The organism is Aequorivita sublithincola DSM 14238, assembly GCF_000265385.1.
Taxonomy (GTDB): Bacteria; Bacteroidota; Bacteroidia; order Flavobacteriales; family Flavobacteriaceae; genus Aequorivita; species Aequorivita sublithincola.
On sequence record NC_018013.1, the window covers coordinates 1,172,183 to 1,189,497 of the forward strand.

12 protein-coding genes are annotated in these 17,315 nt (G+C 37.6%); 4 read left to right on the plus strand and 8 right to left on the minus strand.

From position 1 onward, the window contains the following. Nucleotides 1-26: 26 nt before the first annotated feature. On the minus strand, nt 27-5,618 hold the full coding sequence (locus AEQSU_RS05425) for an Ig-like domain-containing alpha-2-macroglobulin family protein (protein WP_014781852.1): 5,592 nt from the start codon (nt 5,616-5,618) through the stop codon (nt 27-29). A gap of 190 nt (nt 5,619-5,808) precedes the next feature. Next, a complete protein-coding gene (locus tag AEQSU_RS05430; RefSeq protein ID WP_014781853.1) occupies nt 5,809-6,870 on the minus strand; it encodes an isoaspartyl peptidase/L-asparaginase family protein in 1,062 nt (353 codons plus the stop codon). 204 nt (nt 6,871-7,074) lie between these two features. On the opposite strand from AEQSU_RS05430, the gene AEQSU_RS05435 reads away from it, so the two are divergent. The 3 genes from AEQSU_RS05435 (at nt 7,075) to amaB (ending at nt 9,871) form a co-directional block, all read left to right on the plus strand. Then, nucleotides 7,075-7,584, plus strand: coding sequence for a CAP domain-containing protein (locus tag AEQSU_RS05435; RefSeq protein WP_014781854.1), 510 nt, complete (start codon nt 7,075-7,077; stop codon nt 7,582-7,584). A 66-nt stretch (nt 7,585-7,650) separates the two neighbouring features. Continuing rightward, nucleotides 7,651-8,187 carry a 3-hydroxyanthranilate 3,4-dioxygenase gene (locus AEQSU_RS05440; RefSeq protein WP_014781855.1) on the plus strand — a complete coding sequence of 179 codons (537 nt, stop codon included), beginning with the start codon at nt 7,651-7,653 and terminating at the stop codon, nt 8,185-8,187. Between the two features lie 130 nt (nt 8,188-8,317). Further along, nucleotides 8,318-9,871, plus strand: a complete 1,554-nt coding sequence (gene amaB, locus AEQSU_RS05445; RefSeq protein ID WP_014781856.1) for an L-piperidine-6-carboxylate dehydrogenase — start codon at nt 8,318-8,320, stop codon at nt 9,869-9,871. Nucleotides 9,872-9,924: 53 nt separating this feature from the next. Here the strand turns inward: amaB and AEQSU_RS05450 are convergent, their stop codons facing one another. The 6 genes from AEQSU_RS05450 to AEQSU_RS05475 form a co-directional block, all read right to left on the minus strand. After that, a complete protein-coding gene (locus tag AEQSU_RS05450; RefSeq protein WP_014781857.1) occupies nt 9,925-10,914 on the minus strand; it encodes an acyl-ACP desaturase in 990 nt (329 codons plus the stop codon). Nucleotides 10,915-10,977: 63 nt separating this feature from the next. Continuing rightward, the gene (locus AEQSU_RS05455; RefSeq protein ID WP_014781858.1) at nt 10,978-11,703 is read right to left on the minus strand and encodes a metallophosphoesterase family protein; all 726 of its coding nucleotides are present in this window, start codon (nt 11,701-11,703) and stop codon (nt 10,978-10,980) included. 2 nt (nt 11,704-11,705) lie between these two features. Then, nucleotides 11,706-12,791 (minus strand): TFIIB-type zinc ribbon-containing protein, encoded by a 1,086-nt coding sequence (locus tag AEQSU_RS05460; RefSeq protein ID WP_014781859.1) that lies wholly within the window; start codon nt 12,789-12,791, stop codon nt 11,706-11,708. Nucleotides 12,792-12,841: 50 nt separating this feature from the next. Then, nucleotides 12,842-13,984 (minus strand): SPFH domain-containing protein, encoded by a 1,143-nt coding sequence (locus AEQSU_RS05465; protein ID WP_014781860.1) that lies wholly within the window; start codon nt 13,982-13,984, stop codon nt 12,842-12,844. Nucleotides 13,985-14,040: 56 nt separating this feature from the next. Further along, the gene (locus AEQSU_RS05470; RefSeq protein WP_014781861.1) at nt 14,041-15,177 is read right to left on the minus strand and encodes an ATP-binding protein; all 1,137 of its coding nucleotides are present in this window, start codon (nt 15,175-15,177) and stop codon (nt 14,041-14,043) included. Between the two features lie 98 nt (nt 15,178-15,275). Next, entirely contained in the window at nt 15,276-16,031 is a 756-nt protein-coding gene (locus AEQSU_RS05475; RefSeq protein ID WP_014781862.1) for an SDR family NAD(P)-dependent oxidoreductase, read from the minus strand. A 212-nt stretch (nt 16,032-16,243) separates the two neighbouring features. Here AEQSU_RS05475 and AEQSU_RS05480 point away from each other — a divergent pair, with 212 nt between their 5' ends. Next, complete coding sequence (locus AEQSU_RS05480) at nt 16,244-17,248, plus strand: AAA family ATPase (protein ID WP_014781863.1); 1,005 nt, start codon at nt 16,244-16,246, stop codon at nt 17,246-17,248. The last annotated feature ends 67 nt before the right edge of the window (nt 17,249-17,315 follow it).

A 17,315-nucleotide genomic window follows, 5' to 3' on the forward strand; every position in this document is an offset into this window, starting at 1 on the left:
TTCTTTTTATCAAACTTCAAGGGATTTTATTGTTCAATCGTTACCCACATCCCGTTATTACGAGCATAATACGAATTATCATACATCGCCTCAACCTGTGTTCCTGGCAAATAATACGTTCCTAAATAGGAAGCATTCAATTTTACCGTAAACGTTTTCGTTTCGTTTCTATTCAAATCAAAAAAGAAATTCACGCGGTCGTCACGAATGTCTGTGTAACGAGCATTTCCACTTGCGCCGCCACCTAATTCGCTAAAACTTGTGTTTACAATTTCCCAACCAGTTGGAAAGATTTTAGCGAGAGCTACATTATTTATCCAATCGCCAGAAGTATTCGTAATACTCACTTTTGCAATAATTTCAGTTCCTTGTCGCAGTTTTGTTACGTCTATAGGTTTTCCAGCGCCATCCAGATATTGAGATTTTATAGATAGATTGCGTTGCTCAGCGAGTTCTTGACCTAAAGGCAATTTTCCTTTTTGAGAAAGTGTAACGTAAATTACGTTTCCTTTTTTATTTGTAACCGAAACGGAATTACCGCCCATCACAAACGAAAGGTCTCGCTGCGCAATAGCACGATCGGTTTTTAAGGCAACCGATTTTCCGCCGTTTGTAAATGTAAGTTCCATTGATTTTCCGCCGTTCTTTTCAACCATTTTCGCCATTGCCATCAAGGCGTAGGACGTTTCTTGCGTGCTGTACCATTTGCCAGAAGATAAATCTTTTGCCACAGAAATTGCCAAATCACGTTGTTTTGCATCACCTAAAAGAACTAGCGTTTCCAAAGCCATCACACGATTTCTAAACGGAGAGCCATAAGTATAATAATCATGTTTTTGAGGTACAAAGTTTATGTTTGCTGTTTGCGCAATTTGCTGGGCCACATTTTTCTTTCCAGCCAAGGCATAAGCTGCTGCGAGTCGCCACTTGCCGTCATTGCTCAGTTCTTTACTTTCGCGAAGTCTGTTCATTGCAGCAAGTTCTGGTTTTCCAGCCAAGGCTAAAGTATAAAGTCTGTAAGCTTGTGTTAAACTTGAATTGTAACTTTTATAACTGTTTCGCCATTGGCGCGCTGTATTTTGTTGGTATAATAGCCAATTACTCATAAAACTTATTGGCAGCGCATAGCCTTTTTGTTTGGCTTCAAGCATAAAATGACCTGCGTAATTTGTGCTCCATTCATCAGCTTCACGCTCGCCGGGCCAATAGGAAAGTCCGCCGTTGGAAAGTTGGAATCTCCCCAAACGCTCAATAGTTGACTTTACATTTTTTTCAATTTTTTGTTTTTTATTGAAAGGAATATCAAAAACATCTGCCATATATAACTGTGGAAATCCAGAAGAAGTGGTCTGCTCCAAACATCCGTACGGATAATGAATTAAAAATTCCAACCGTTTTCCAAAATCCATTGGCGGTAATGTTGAAAATTCAAGCATCGCAGTATTACTTCCTGGCACTCCAAAGGTTTCAAAATTAATGGTTTGAGAAGCGTTTACTTCCAAAGTATAATTGGTTGATTTTTGCGAAATAGGATTCGGATTTTCAACATCAATTTCAACTTTATAGCTCGCTTTTTCTCCATTTCCGGAAGCAGTAACTTCTATGGTTTGAAACTCTTTTGTTGGAAGAACTTCGAATTCAAAATTCACAATCTGTTCGCCTGGAGAACTGAAAGAAACCGTTTTTGAAGAACCATTTATCGGTTTCAACGCAGCTCCAGTTTTTACAGTGATGGTGGCGCTTTTCACCTTGTTTTCCATCGCAAAAACTGTTACGGGAAGTGTAACTTTTTCACCCGGAGATAATTTCCGTGGAAGCGATGCCAATACCATCAACGGAGTCCGGACGGGCGTGGTTTTTTCAGCATTTCCGTAGGCACTTTTCGCATTATCACCAACAATAACCATAGTTCTAACCGAACCAACATAATTTGGCATCAAGATATTATGAGTCGCAGTTTTTCCGGCTGCAAGTTCGAATGGTCCAAGATATTTAACGACTGGTTTAAAACGGTCTGCTTTTCGGTTTTTCGCACCTTCAGCGACATCGCCACCACCAATTGCGTAAATATTATCTACACTGCCGGAATATGCACCTATTACATAATCGAACATATCAAAGGTCTTCACGCCAAGGGCTTCGCGGCTGTAAAAAGCTTCGTGAATGGGTGGCGTTTTAAAACGGGTTAAATCTAGCAAACCTTCATCTACGACTGCCAAAGTATAGGTCATTGCTTTGCCTTTTTCTTCGGAAACTTTTACGGTGAATTTCTCCTCGGGTTTCAAAACATTTGGCATATTAATTTTAGGATGAAGCACAGTTGAAGGGTCTTCCACCAAAAGCGGAATTACGCCGTAAAGCCTAATTGGCAAATCGTTTTTTGTCTGGCTGTGCGGTTGAAGCAGCGAAATGTTCACATAAATATTCGGCGCCATTTCCTTAGTAATTTTTATAGCAGCTTTGGTTTCGCCTTTTTTGGTTTCAATCCAATGTGTTGCCAAAACTTCGGTGCCGTTTTCAACACTAATTAGTGCGCGGCCATCGCTTCCCGAAGGAAAAGTTATAAACGCTTCGTCATCTACATTATATTTTTCTTTATCTGCTGAAAAAACTAACATCCGCGAGCTTTCAGAATCTCCATCGCTTGGGCGTTGCCACCAGTTTCTGTAGAAATAAGTGATGCGTCCGGTGGCGTGGCCCGATTCTTTATCGATTACTCGAATCAAATACCTGCCACCTTCCTCTTCGGGAATATTTACGGTGAATTTTCCTTTTCCGCTGCCATTGGTTTTTATTTTGAATTCTTTTACGGGGCGATGAACAGTGGAGTTTTCATAGGAAGAAAGATTGTCACTTCCGCGATTCCACCACCAACGCCATTCTATTTGAAATACTTTTACGTCAAGCTCACGATTGGCGGCAGCTTTTCCTTGTGCATCAACTGAAACTACATCAAAACTTGTGTTTTCATCCGTAAAATATGATCCGTAACGTCCAGCTTCGGGAGATTTTAAACCTACAAAATGTGAAAAAGGAGCTAAATCTTTCGAGAAAATATCCATTGAAAAATCGCCGCCGCCTTCATAAACTTTCGTCAAAAATGTAGCTTTCAACATTCCGGGCGCATTTTTTCCTACTTCCATTTTTTGGCTGAAAGCAGTTACACCTTCAGAAGACAGTTGTGTGTCCAACACCGGGATTTCAACTTCTGAAAACGTACGGATTGGGTCTATAAAATTATATTTCGAGAACTTTGGAAAGGCAGTATTGCTTGAACGAAGCGTCGCCGTCATATCAATCTTCAAATTACGTGCAGGCGAGCCGTGAAGCCACATTGCGCTTGCCGTTCCTTTTACTGGTTTTGTTGCGTCTAGAATTTCGTCATCAAAATCTAGTTTTATTTTTAGGCGATTTGGTTTAATAGTTGCCACTTTTAATGTGTGGCTAAATTGTGCACCACCGACGGTTATAGTTGCGTTCCAATTTCCTGTTGGTGCAGAAGCATCCGTTGCAATTGGGAAATAATAAAATCCTTTTGAAACTGCTGAATTTTGAGACGAAAGAACACTTCTCTGAACTAATTTTCCACGAGCATCGGTTACGGAAAGTGTTACCGGATGATTTTTTGGAAGCGGATTTGCATTGTCGTTCAATACAAAAGTAAGATGAATACTGTCGCCAGGACGATAAACGCCACGTTCAGTATATGCGTATCCTTTCAAACCTTTTTGAAGTTCTTTCCCAGAAATATCAAAATTGCTCATTGAAAGTGCGTTTCCGTCTTCCAACTTTACATAGGCAAAATTGTTTCCTTTTTGGGCAACAGCGAAAGCGGCATTTTTAGTTCCATCATAAAGTGTCATTCCATCGCCATCTGAGGTAACAGTTTCAATAAGTTGTTGCTGATAATTGAAAAGTTTAATTTTTACGCCACCTTCGGGTTTTGCGGAGATTAGATTTGTCGCTATAAAATGATAAGAACGGTTGTTTCCTTTTTTCACGATCAATCCTAAATCTGAACCCAAAATATTTGAGGTAACTACTCTGTCTTGGTTGTAATACGCGGAATGGCAAGGATTATCCTGTTGCTGCCAATTGTAATTATAGTTTCGCCATCTGTAAATCTCGTTATCCCAATAGCGCTCTTCACGAAGCTCTTCATCTTCGGAAGAATCTTCTGCGTAATAGGAATCTTCTTCGTAATAATCGTCATAATATTCATCCTCTTCATCATCGTTTTCTTCAGTAGCTTCCGAAGTAGTTTCGGTACAATCATAGGCTATATACTCTTTTTTGAAACTGAGTTCCAGTTGATAAATGGCACCTGGATCTGCTTTAAAATATTCTGAAAGGTTGATTGCGTAAGCCTTCCAGCTATTATCACTTCCCAAGCCAGCGTTTTTTAAATCGATAGTTTTTTTGGCAATTCTTCGTCCCACTCGTTTAATATCGTAGGTATTATTATCATTCAAATCATAACTTTGAAGAAATTGCAGTACGTTATTTTCGTAGATTTTGATGACGCGAACATCAACTTTTGAAAGGTTTACTGCTTCAAAATAAACGGGTGTTGAAGTAGAATTTGGAAGAATAACGCCTTTTGAAATCATCCGAACAGCAGGTTTTAACTGTTCAAAAGAAACGAGTTCTGAAAATTCTTTTTTCAACCCAAAACCTTCTGTGTTTTTGATTCCTGTGAAAACGGTGACTTTTACGTTGCCCACAATTCTGTTCGACGGATATACATTTAAAACGTTTCCGTTTACTTCGTATCGTAATTTACTCGTGTTTTCAATGGTAACCAAACCTGCAAAATCTTGATTCTCCAGTAATGGGTCTGAAAAATTAATGCTTAAAAGTGCTGCTGGCGCTAAAGTGCTACTAATAGAAACGATTGTAAAGTTATTTTGACCAGGAATTGCAAAGGTGTTTTCCCCTTTATTTTCAGCATCAATAGATTTTCCATCCCATTTAATTAGGATTTCGGAATCTTTCATTTTCCTGCTTATACTGTCAATTGTAAAGTTGAAGTATCGCGCATCGGTCGTTTCCGAAGGCCATTTCAACTTTAAATTTTTACCGTTTTGTGAAGCTGAAACCAATTGTTTGGCTTTTTCCAAAGAAATAACATCCGATGCCTCAACGGAAGCTTCAACATATTGCCATTGCTTACTGTAGCTTTGAAGTTTGCCAATATCTACTTTAAAGTTTGGGGTGATTGTATGAAAACTGAAAGTGTAGCTTTTGAATTCTTTTGCAATGTCTTCGTAAAACTTGTTCAGTTTAACCGTTACCGAATATTCTGTGTCCGCCTTTAAATTTTCAGAAGGGTGAAAAACTAGGGTTTTGCCGTTTTCAACAACTAATTTTCCCGAAGTCTTTGGAGAAATGCTTAAATATTCTTCCGCAGAAAGTTCTTGGGTTAACTCAAATTGTTCTAATGGTTTTGAAAGCTCTACGCGAATATCTGTAGTGATAGATTGGTTTCCGAAAGTATTGTATGAAATGTATTCTTTAAATTTAAAAAGATTGTCGGTTTCAGAATGCTGGTCTTTGTCTTTACAAGAAAAAACAAAAAGCAATAAAACTACGGATAAGAACTTTAGTGAGGTTTTCATAAGCGATGGTTATAATCATTTAAAAATAAAGCAAATTGATTGGCTTACAAAGCAAAACGGGTTGGTTTTGTTTGAAAACATTTCTGAAATATGTTTTTTGGGTGGGAATTATAGTTTGAACGTAGAATAGTTTTGAAATCGTATTTTCAATTTTAACATTTGGGATGGAATTAACAGAAACTTTTAAATACTAATCTGTTTTATAGATTTTAATGATCAATTCTCCTTCATCATTCATCGTGGCACGATACATTCCAGCCGTATTAAATTCCATCGCCACATTTCCATCCTTATCAATGGCAACAATACCGCCATCACCGCCAAGTGCTGGAACTTTTTTCTGAATAACTTCTTTTGCAGCGTCTTGTAAACTCATTCCTTTATATTCCATCAATGCAGAAATGTCATAAGCAACCACAGACCGAATAAAAAACTCGCCCCAACCCGTAGAAGAAACCGCACAAGTTACATTATTTGCATACGTTCCAGCACCAATAATTGGCGCATCGCCAATGCGGCTCCAGCGTTTGTTTGTCATTCCACCAGTTGAGGTTCCAGCAGCAAGATTGCCGTGCTTATCTAAAGCGGCACAACCAACGGTTCCAAATTTTGAGTTTTTAATAAATGGATCTACAAAAGAAATTTTATTTGTGTTATTATTTTTTTCTTTTTCTAAAACACGTTGCAAAGACTCATATCTATTTTTAGTGTAGAAATAGGAAGTATCCATCATTTTATAACCTAGCGTTTGCGCAAATTCTTCCGCGCCAGCACCATAAAGCATTACGTGTTCACTTTTCTGCATTACATCGCGAGCAAGATCTATTGGGTTTTTAATGTGTTTTACTCCTGCAACGGCTCCAGCATTTAGGGTTGCACCATCCATAATAGAAGCGTCCAATTCATTTGAGCCTTCGTGTGTAAAAACGGCTCCTTTTCCTGAATTGAAAAGTGGTGAATCTTCCATTACATTAATAGTATGTGTAACTGCTTCCAAAGATGTTCCGCCGTTTTTCAAGATTTCATAACCTACGGAAATGGCTTCTTTCAGTTTTGCTTTATAAGCGGCTTCCAAGGAATCGCTCATGTTTTCTTTCAGAATAGTTCCAGCGCCCCCGTGAATTACAATACCGAAATTTTCTTCATTACTATTGGATTTTTTCGATAGAATCAAAGTTTCAGAAGTGGATATCTTATCATTTTTACAACCAACAAGTGTTAAAGCAATGAAAAACGTTAAAATTTTGATCATAATTCTTCTTTTTAAATTTTTCTCTAATATATGCTAAAATACAATGTTTTCGGTGCTTTAGACCATTTTTAAAATTATTTAAACACTAAGTTTGATATATTTTTCCGACAAAGTGTAATATTTTTTCGACTAAATACATAAATCTTAATTTTTTTAAGATATATTTGGCATTAACATCAAGCCTAAAGTTTGATATCCCCACTTATGAAACTATTAAAAAGCAAACTAATTGCAGTGGCAATATTATGCCTGCTATTTTCCTCCTGTTCTAAAGAGGATTCGAATGAAGACAAAAAAAGCATGTATAACATAGACCTATTGCTTGCTCAAAAAAATGATAGGGAAATGTCCGATGAAATCGCAGATCTTATCAACCTCCATAGAGCTACCTTGGGTCTTAATTCGCTTCAAATTGATTATCAATATGCTTCCGCCTTTGCGGTAAGTCACACTGAATATATGATAGAAATAGAAGCGATAAATCACGACAATTTTCCATACCGCTCTGATGGAATAAAACATTACAATGGTGCAAAAGCCGTAGCCGAAAACGTCGCATACGGCTATGAAAACGCCGAAAAAGCTGTTAGTGCTTGGCTTAAAAGTCCTGGGCATAGAGCAATTATTGAAGGCAATTATACCCACGCAGGGCTCGGTGTAATGAAGTGTTCTAAGAACCGAAATTATTTTACGATGCTCTTTTATAAAAAGTAACCCTAATCCCTTTTTCTATTAGTCTAAATGCCGTATTTTTACGTGGAAACACCAAAAAATACGGCCATGGCTATCAAAAAACCTTTCAATTTAAATAAGTGGATAGAAGAAAATCGTGATTTACTGAAACCACCAGTAGGCAATAAAAATTTATATGTAGAATCAGACGATTATATCGTTATGATTGTTGCTGGACCAAACGCTCGAAAGGATTACCACTACAACGAAACCGAAGAACTTTTCTATCAATTAGAAGGTACTATTCAAGTTGCAATCCAAGAAAATGGCGAAAAGAAAGTAATGGAACTCGGTCCAGGCGATATGTATCTGCATCCCGGAAAAGTACCTCATTCACCCGGCAGAAGCGAAGGTTCAATTGGTTTGGTTATCGAAAGAAAACGTACCGATCTTGAAGGAAAAGATGGTCTGCTTTGGTTTTGCGACAATTGCAATAATAAATTATACGAAGTTTACTTCCCATTAAGTGATATTGAAACCGATTTTTTGAAACATTTTAAACATTTCTACGGAAGCGAAGAACTACGTACTTGTGACAATTGTGGTACCGTTATGGAAGCCGATCCACGTTTCACAAAAGATTAACAGCGTATTTTTCAAACAGATATCGTTTCTTTTTCCATTCTTCAGCGCATTGTGTACCTTTGCGCTCTATTAAAAAATTACAAAATAATAACGAGATTCCTGCCTTCGCAGGAATATTAAAAATTAATATATGCAAGCAACAACCACTAGCTTCGGGATAGAAGAAGCATTGGAACAATTAGGAATTAAAGACGTAAACCACGGAACTTCTACAGGAAATAAATGGTTTCCGGGAGGCGAAGAAATAGCTTCTTATTCTCCAGTAAATGGCGAATTAATTGGTAAAGTAACCTCCACTACAAAAGAAGAATATGAGCAAGTTATTGCTTCTGCGCAAAAAGCTTTTTTATCTTTTAGAGCTATGCCAGCGCCACAGCGAGGAGAGATTGTACGCCAATTTGGTAACAAACTTCGCGAAATGAAAGAACCATTAGGAAAACTAGTTTCTTATGAAATGGGGAAATCTTTGCAAGAAGGTTACGGCGAAGTTCAGGAAATGATTGACATCTGCGATTTCGCAGTTGGACTTTCACGACAATTAAACGGTCAAACCATTCCGTCTGAGCGTCCAGGTCACGTAATGCGTGAGCAATGGCACTCTCTTGGGATTGTTGGCATTATTTCAGCATTTAACTTTCCTGTAGCGGTTTGGGCCTGGAACACAGCATTGGCTTGGGTTTGTGGTGATGTTTGTGTTTGGAAAGGAAGCGAAAAAGCTCCTTTATGTACCGTAGCTTGCCAAAACATAATCGCAGGTGTCTTAAAAGAAAACAATCTACCAGAAGGAATTTCTTCAATCATCAACGGTGATTATAAAGTTGGCGAAATGATGACCACGGATTCAAGAATTCCTCTAATTTCTGCAACAGGTTCTACAAGAATGGGCCGTATTGTTGGAGCAAAAGTGGCTGAGCGTTTTGGAAAATCATTATTGGAATTAGGTGGAAACAATGCCATAATTATTACTCCAACTGCAGATTTAAAAGTAGTTGTGCCAGGAGCCGTTTTTGGAGCTGTTGGAACTTGTGGACAACGTTGTACCTCAACTAGAAGATTGATTATTCACGAAAGTGTTTATGATAAAGTAAGAGACGCAATTGTTGGTGCTTATAAGCAAATTGTCATTGGAAATCCGTTAGATGAAAAAAATCACGTTGGCCCATTAATCGATAAAGAATCTGTTGACACTTATTTAAAAGCAATTGAAAAAGCAAAAGCCGAAGGCGGAAAAGTTCTCGTTGAAGGTGGCGTTTTAGAAGGTGAAGGTTTTGAAAGTGGATGCTACGTAAAACCAGCAATCATTGAAGCTGAAAACAGTTTTAAAATCGTACAACACGAAACATTTGCTCCTATTTTATACTTAATCAAATACAGCGGCGATGTAGAAAATGCTATCGATATGCAAAACGGGGTTGCACAAGGTTTATCATCTGCAATTATGACCAATGAATTAAAAGAAGCTGAAAAGTTTTTATCATTTGCAGGGTCAGATTGCGGTATTGCTAATGTAAACATTGGTACTTCAGGCGCAGAAATTGGTGGTGCTTTTGGTGGTGAAAAAGAAACAGGTGGAGGCCGTGAGTCTGGATCTGATGCTTGGAAAGTATATATGAGAAGACAAACAAATACAGTTAATTACTCTGACGAATTACCTTTGGCACAGGGAATTAAGTTTGATTTGTAAAAATCAGTTATTAAAATTAAAAAGCCGTTTCAATCGAAACGGCTTTTTTTGTTTTACACAATCCCATTCGGCTCAACCCATTTAAAACGGTTGACGTCTTGTGGAATTTTAATTCTATCAGCAATACGGAGCATTCTTGAAGGTAATTTTAAAAGATAATCTCTAGCCTTTTCAGCTTCATCAGTCAGGTTTGCTATTTTTGAAATTTCCCAATGAGCGTTCAGTTTTTCTAAAATATCGATATAATCGTATGTTGTGTAAACACCTAAACGTTGCGCTGCATTACTAAAATCATCAAAAGCTGAAGCCATTTTTCCACCACTTTGACGTAGATTTTGAGCGGGCATAATGATTTTTTTCTGCATCATATCTTGAAAGGCAATCATCATTTCACTCGCATCATATTCAAAAATAGTTTTTACGAAATGGCGATACGCCAAATGGTGACGCATTTCATCACCCGCAATAAGGTTACACATTTTTGCAAGCGATTTGTTTCCTTGTTTTTTGGCTATTTTCCCAACGCGACTGTGTGAAACATTGGTTGCCAATTCTTGAAAACTTGTATAAATAAAATTTCTATACGGATCACGACCAGTTCCTACTTCAAAACCGTCGTTTATTAAATGTTGTGTAGTTATTTCAACCTCTCTCATATTTACCCTTCCCGATAAATATAAATATTTGTTTAATGTATCACCGTGTCGGTTTTCTTCTCCCGTCCATTGACGTATCCATTTACTCCAACTGTTACGACCGTGTTGGTCTATTCCTTCCATGTCCATTAACCAACTTTCATAGGTTGGCAATGCTTCTTCCGTAACCATATCTCCTACTAAAACAATCCAAAAATCATAACCTAATTCTTTGGCCTCTTCGCGAAGTTGCTTTACTTCGTCCATATAATTCTCATTCTGAAAATCGGGCAAAAGGTCTGTTGGCTGCCAAATTTTTTCCACAGGAATAAGATATTGATCAATATAACTATCAACTTCTTTTTCAAGAGTTTTCATTACTTCAAGTCGTATATTTTTGAGTGCCATAGCTTCATTTTTGGGTAACTACAAAGATAGTCAGTGAATGACGAAATTTATTATAAAAAAGTCTTAATTCCTGCCTTTTTCATCAGGATAGAGGAAATGAACAGCTTCACTTTGCCAAATTTCTTTGGAATCTACATCCAACATTGAAAGTTTTCCTCTAAAAGCCGCTCCTGTATCAACATTCCAAACATTGGCAAAATTGGCTGGTTTATTAAAACCCAATCGAGTTACGGGCGTGTGGCCTATGTAGATTTCCTTGAAAAGCTTTAAGCGTTTTGGATATTTGTCATCTTCTTGAGAAATATCCAAATCCATCGCGCAAACCATTTCCCAAAGAGTTCTATCCCAATAAACCATATTTGAATAGTATTCATTTTGCGGTCCGTGTTGATTGGTAAAACCCGCGTGAAGAAAAAGTCTATTTTCAGAATCTATGTGATAGTTAATAAGGTTTTCAAGAAAACGAAGATGAATTCCCTTTTCAATTTTTGACAGTTTTGAATAACTTTTAACGCTACTCTCACCACCTTGACTGAGCCACATAGGATTCTTTTCGCCAGTTTTTAAATAATTATAGAGCAACTCATCGTGATTTCCTCGAATGAAAATACAATCGTTTTCTTGAGAAAAATTGATTAAATATGAAATCACCTCAGCAGATTCGCTCCAGCCGTCCACATAATCTCCCATAAAAATATATTGAGAGTTCTTAGGAAGGTTTGCACTATCCATCAACTGTTTTAAAGCTTTCAAGCCTCCGTGAATATCACCAATTACAACTGTTCTCATATTTATGAAAATAGGTAAATAGCACCAATTACACAAAGAATTGCAAGTACCATAAAGAAAATTTTCCAAAATGAATACGGTCGCTCTCCAGAAATAATACCGCTCTGTCCGTTTACAAAAAAGTTGTAGCGTTTTCCTTTATATCTATACGTACTTACATAAACTGGAAGTAAAATGTGTTTAAATGTTTCCTCCGAAAGTTTCATATTCATTGAAGAAACTTGCTGAGTATCACCCCCAATGTCACGTCTAACCCAAGTATCTGCAATGCTTTCAGCAACTTTATTGCTTTCGTTGTGGCCATCTAAAAGTGGAATAGTGTATTTTTCGGTAACAAAACCAGAAAGATAAGAACTGTCAAAAGGTTGCAGCATTTTTAAATTCCACCGCGCTACATCCATGGGTAACACGCCCTTTTTTTGATTGGATGCCCTCACCAAAGTATCGTCTACAAATCCCGAAACGTTTCCTGAAGCCGGATACCATCGTGTCCTTCTTTCTCGCACAGTTCTCCTATTTTTTCCACTGCCCACCGTTCTGCTGACGTAATAATATTCGCCGCGCTGGCCAGTATAATTTGCATAAAGCTGAGCGTCGAACGTCCAATATGGCGCATACAAACCTCTTGTATTATCGGGATCTATTGCGGCTTTTTTCAAATTGTCTGGTGCAAACCACAACCCATCGACCCATTTTTTTAAAATTTGATGTGCTTTTTTCTGATCTATCTGAAATGGCAAAACTGCTCCAGGAAGAATCCATTCTTCCTTATAAGCATCTTCAATAATCAATGGAGAACCGCAATAAATACAAGAAAGTGATTTATAATTTTCTTCAATATGCTGGTTGGCTCCACAGTTTTTGCAATGAAGCATAGTAATTTCTTCGCTGTGACTTTGCGAACCCATTTTTTCTAAATATGGCTTTAACTCCAGTTCCTCAAACTCGTTTTCAGAAGGAGCAATCGTTTGCGTATAACCACAATAATCACACTTCAACTCTGTTGTTCCCGGGGCATAAGTAAGCTCTGCGCCACAATTGACACAGGATTTTTTGAGTTCGGATTTTTTGGGTGAAGTTTCTTCCATTTTAAAAAAAACTCTTCCTGGGTTTTGAACCCTAGAAGAGTTGCGGTAGATTATTGTTGCGGTGGAAGTGGTGGCGGTGTATTTCCTCCTAAAAAGGATTTCAATTCTTCTACTTGCTGAAGTGCCGTCCATTCAGACAAACCTGCTTTCCAAACCAAAGTGTCTCGATTTACTGTTCTATTTGCAAACAAACTTTGCAACTGTTGTAAACTAACTGGTCCTGCTTGCGTACCATTTGTTGCATAAAAATACTGAATTGCAGCTGGCATCGGTGGTGGCATCATTCCTCCTTGTTGCTGTTGTTGCTGAACTTGCTGTCCGCCCATCTGCGGATTCATCATTCCGCCCATTTGTTGCGCAAGGACGAAACCCATTCCCATACCCATTCCTGCGCCAGCGGTTCCTCCTTCATTTGCTGCGGCAGCTTCGATGGCTTTAGCTGTTTTGAATTTGGTTAGCTTGTCAAGATCTAATTTGTCTAAACGGCTGTATTCGAAGATTTCCTTTTTAAGATCTTCGGGCATGGAAACGTTTTCAATGAAGAATTTTTCCAAAGAAATTCCTACACTATTGAATTCTGGCTGCATCACCTCTTTGCAAGTTTGAGAAAGCTCTGTAGTATTTGCTGCGTATAGTTCTATGGGAAGATTCGCTTTACCTACCGTATCTGTAAAACGTGTAGCAATAAGACTTTTTAAATGTTCGTTGATTTCGAAATTGGTGAAATTATTATCGGTTCCAACAATATCAATTATGAATTTTCCAGCATCGTTAATTCTGTAGGCATAAGTTCCAAAAGCACGAATTTCAACCAAACCGAAACGATCGTCGCTCAACGTGATCGGGTTTTTGGTTCCCCACTTTTCATCAGTAAAAAGATGGGTGTTTACAAAATAAACCTCAGCTTTAAACGGGCTATCAAAACCGTATTTCCAACCTTTCAAAGTGGTTAAAATTGGCATGTTTTGAGTGTTTAATGTATATGTTCCCGGTTTAAAAACATCTGCCAATTGGCCTTCATTTATAAAAACAGCGGTCTGTCCTTCGCGAACAATTAGTTTTGCATTGTTTTTAATTTCGTTTTGGTAGCGTTCAAAACGATGACAAATAGTGTCATCCGTATAATCCAGCCACTCGATGATGTCAATAAATTCATTGCTTAGTTTTTCTTTGATTGTATCGAATATGCCCATTATTATAAAAATTTAATATTGAAGTTTAAAGATATAAAAATAGGTTGAAATGGATACTAATTATAACTTACCTTCCTCAAAATCCGTAAGGATTCCTTTGTAAGTTGATAAGCTTCGGCATCATAATCTCTCAAAAACTCCTTGGCTTCCAGCAATTTTTCCTTTGCATCTTCAAAATCGTTTAAATAACATATAAGATAGGTAGATGGCAAATTGCGCAGATCTTTTTCTTCGGAAGTGGTTAATGGAATGTTCTTTTTCAACTTTTCCAGTACGGCATTATTTGAATTATATATATGAAAAAGTGTCTTTCTGTTGAATTTTGGCGGTTCAAAAATAAGTTTTGAATCCATTTGATACGAACCATTTTCTTGAAAATGAATGGTCACCTCTTCCAACGGATAATACTTAAACTGCTCGTTCAATCCCAGATGTACAAATTCTACAGTTTTAAAATAGTCATCAGTAAACTCAATGCTCACCTCATCTAAAGCCGAATAAAAAAGACGAACCTGCTCGTTAATTAACTCAATATCCACACGGGAATAATAAAGATTTTTTCGAACTTTTTTTGGATTTCCTGCCCAACAAAGAACAAACTGTTCTTTGAAAACCTTGTAGTGATTTTCTAAATCTTTGTGACGGTTGGTTATAAAATCCATAACGCCGTCCAATGTTAATTCAATATTGTTTTTTGCAGAATTTTCTATGGATTTTACGATTTCAGAATTCACATCTTTTATTTCAATATCAAAATCCTTCGGCATCGAAATACTGCCGTCTCGAAGAAAAATGGAGCCGCCCCAATATTTCCAAATGTTTTTACGAAGTGAAGTAATTTTCCCGTTTGGACGAATCGTTACCAATCCTACCACTCTATCTGAAGGTAAGTTTGGAAAAGCTACGTTTTCATATATAATGAGTGGTGCGTTAGTGAGATAGGCGTTTACAAGGTTTTGGATCTTGCTGTCGTCAAAAAAATCTACGCCACGAATTTCATTGGTTTCGTCTTCAACACCAATAACGATAAATGAATTGTTTGCTGGATTGCTATTGCTTAGCGCACAAATATGTTTCAAAAATTTCGCCTTTCCCTCTTTACTTCCAAGATCAATTTTTCGCTTTTTATCATAGAAGCTACTCTCGTCGTTGTGGGCGAGTAGGTTTTTTATGAGAAGACGTTTATTAATCATAATAGCTTAATGTCAGATCGAGCGCAGTCGAGACCTCTTTAAAAAAAGATTATTTGAATTAAGAAACCCCTCGACTGCGCTCTGGGAGACATTTCATTTTAAGTTTTATTTACAATAGTACTACTTGCCTGATCCAAACACATAACAGTCAAATCTGCAATATTAACATGAGGCGGACGCGTTACTGCAAACCAAATGATATCTGCGATATCTTCGGGTTTTAAAGGCGTAAAACCTTGATAGACTTTTTCAGCACGGCTAGAATCTCCTTTAAAACGCACTTCACTAAATTCGGTTTCAACCAGGCCTGGATTTATGGCTCCTACTTTTATTCCTTTTCCGTTTAGGTCAATTCGCATTCCTTGATTTATGGCATCTACGGCGTGTTTGCTGGCGCAGTAAACGTTCCCTTTTGGATAGACTTCCTTTCCTGCAGTACTACCAATGTTTATAATATGACCGCTTTTTCGTTCAAGCATTTTAGGAAGAATTGCTTTGGAAACATAAAGTAAACCTTTCACATTAATATCGAGCATCGCGTCCCAATCATCGGTATTTCCTTCGTCAATCGTGTCCATTCCGTGGGCGTTACCAGCGTTATTCAGTAAAATGTCTATTTCTGAAAAGTTCTTCGGAAGTGATTTTATCGCTGAAAAAACGTCGTCCTTATTCCGAATATCAAAACCTAAAGTATGTACTTCTGTAAATTTCGAAAGTTCCTCAGAAAGATTTTTCAATCTATCTTCTCTTCTTCCGCAGAGAATTACTTTCAATCCGTTTTTGGCAAAAAGTTTCGCCGTTGCCATTCCGATTCCCGAAGTTGCTCCAGTTATAAATGCTGTTTTGTTTTGCATACTATATTTTTTAATAAAAGTACTATTTCTAAAATATTTCAAACACACAATTTATTCAATATTAAAAAACTTAACAAATGCCTACAAACGCTAAGAAAACTTTAAGTTTCAGCACTTTATATTTTAACCAATTGTTAACAGCCTTTTAATCAATAAATTTTCAATTTGCACCGTCTTTTTAAAGAGTACATTACATTGAATCTAAATATAGCATGGAAAATACAAATTCGACCTTTGACATTGGGGCATTAAATGAAAAAATTGAAAGGGAAAGTGCCTTTGTGGACATCCTTACAATGGAAATGAACAAAGTAATCGTGGGCCAAAAACATATGGTGGAACGCCTAATGATCGGCCTTTTGGGTCAAGGACACATACTTTTAGAAGGTGTTCCCGGACTTGCAAAAACCCTCGCAATCAACACGCTTGCAAAAGCAGTTCACGGATCTTTTAGCCGAATACAGTTTACCCCAGATTTGCTTCCTGCAGACGTTGTGGGAACGATGATTTATAATATGAAGGTGAACGATTTCAGCATTAAGAAAGGTCCAATCTTCGCAAATTTTGTTCTTGCAGACGAGATTAACCGTGCTCCTGCCAAAGTACAATCCGCTCTTTTAGAAGCGATGCAGGAAAAACAAGTTACCATTGGTGAAACTACTTTTAAGTTGGATAAACCATTTTTGGTAATGGCAACCCAAAACCCGATTGATCAAGAAGGAACCTATCCTTTGCCAGAAGCACAAATGGACCGTTTTATGTTGAAAACGGTAATAAAATATCCACAGATTGCCGACGAACAATTAATCATTCGTCAGAATTTAAAAGGTGATTATGAACAAGTGAATCCTGTTGCTACTGTTGACCAGATTTTAAGAGCACAAGCTGCCGTTCGCGAAGTTTATATGGACGAAAAGATTGAGAAATACATTCTCGATATTATTTTCGCTACCAGAAATCCTGAAAATTATGGTCTTGCAGATTTAAAACCACTTATCAACTTTGGCGCATCTCCACGTGGAAGTATCAACCTTGCCATCGCTGCAAAATGTTACGCGTTTATTCGTCGTCGTGGTTATGTGGTTCCGGAAGATATTCGCGCCGTTGTGCACGATGTGCTTCGCCACAGAATTGGCATCACTTACGAAGCGGAAGCGGAAAACATTACTTCCGAAGAAATCATCAACAAGATTGTGAATGTAATTGAAGTACCGTAAAAAGTAGTATTCAGTGGTCAGTATTCAGTGTGCAGTTCTAAAGCGCTACTGAATACTGACCACTGAC

What these genes read in the sequence shown, in the direction of transcription:
- amaB (WP_014781856.1), top strand. Translation starts at nt 8,318, where the DNA reads ATGCAAGCAACAACCACTAGCTTCGGGATAGAAGAAGCATTGGAACAA.
- AEQSU_RS05435 (WP_014781854.1), top strand. Translation starts at nt 7,075, where the DNA reads ATGAAACTATTAAAAAGCAAACTAATTGCAGTGGCAATATTATGCCTG.
- AEQSU_RS05470 (WP_014781861.1), bottom strand. Translation starts at nt 15,177, where the DNA reads ATGATTAATAAACGTCTTCTCATAAAAAACCTACTCGCCCACAACGAC.
- AEQSU_RS05465 (WP_014781860.1), bottom strand. Translation starts at nt 13,984, where the DNA reads ATGGGCATATTCGATACAATCAAAGAAAAACTAAGCAATGAATTTATT.
- AEQSU_RS05425 (WP_014781852.1), bottom strand. Translation starts at nt 5,618, where the DNA reads ATGAAAACCTCACTAAAGTTCTTATCCGTAGTTTTATTGCTTTTTGTT.
- AEQSU_RS05455 (WP_014781858.1), bottom strand. Translation starts at nt 11,703, where the DNA reads ATGAGAACAGTTGTAATTGGTGATATTCACGGAGGCTTGAAAGCTTTA.
- AEQSU_RS05440 (WP_014781855.1), top strand. Translation starts at nt 7,651, where the DNA reads ATGGCTATCAAAAAACCTTTCAATTTAAATAAGTGGATAGAAGAAAAT.
- AEQSU_RS05450 (WP_014781857.1), bottom strand. Translation starts at nt 10,914, where the DNA reads ATGGCACTCAAAAATATACGACTTGAAGTAATGAAAACTCTTGAAAAA.
- AEQSU_RS05460 (WP_014781859.1), bottom strand. Translation starts at nt 12,791, where the DNA reads ATGGAAGAAACTTCACCCAAAAAATCCGAACTCAAAAAATCCTGTGTC.
- AEQSU_RS05430 (WP_014781853.1), bottom strand. Translation starts at nt 6,870, where the DNA reads ATGATCAAAATTTTAACGTTTTTCATTGCTTTAACACTTGTTGGTTGT.
- AEQSU_RS05475 (WP_014781862.1), bottom strand. Translation starts at nt 16,031, where the DNA reads ATGCAAAACAAAACAGCATTTATAACTGGAGCAACTTCGGGAATCGGA.
- AEQSU_RS05480 (WP_014781863.1), top strand. Translation starts at nt 16,244, where the DNA reads ATGGAAAATACAAATTCGACCTTTGACATTGGGGCATTAAATGAAAAA.